This is a genomic window from Pseudomonas sp. 2995-1 (assembly GCF_002742505.1).
GTDB lineage: Bacteria > Pseudomonadota > Gammaproteobacteria > Pseudomonadales > Pseudomonadaceae > Aquipseudomonas > Aquipseudomonas sivasensis.
In genome coordinates, this window is the sequence record NZ_LJSA01000571.1 from 1 (window position 1) to 291 (window position 291).

The 291-nt window shown below is 41.2% G+C and carries 1 protein-coding gene; it reads left to right on the top strand.

Annotation, left to right across the window (positions count from 1 at the left end):
- A partial coding sequence (locus AOA61_RS27825; protein WP_178075220.1) for a DNA/RNA non-specific endonuclease occupies positions 1-291 on the top strand: 291 nt, incomplete at both ends.

A 291-nucleotide genomic window follows, 5' to 3' on the forward strand; every position in this document is an offset into this window, starting at 1 on the left:
GTAAGCGTAAAGAGCTTACACACGCTTAATTATTCCGGCAAGGATATTGTCACTGTCAATGGCAATAAACCATCATTTAGCAAAGCAACAAAGTCAAAGAAACATGGTCCTTGGCAAAAGTACAGCAACCTTGATTATTTGAATCGTGCACATGCTGCTAACGCATTGCTTAACAAGAAGTTGATGCCACATACAGAACGTGAACCATTATTCGTAGATCCGACCGGTTGGCACAATAAAAGAATTTCAGACGGCTGGCTATACAACCGTTGTCACCTTATTGGCTACCAA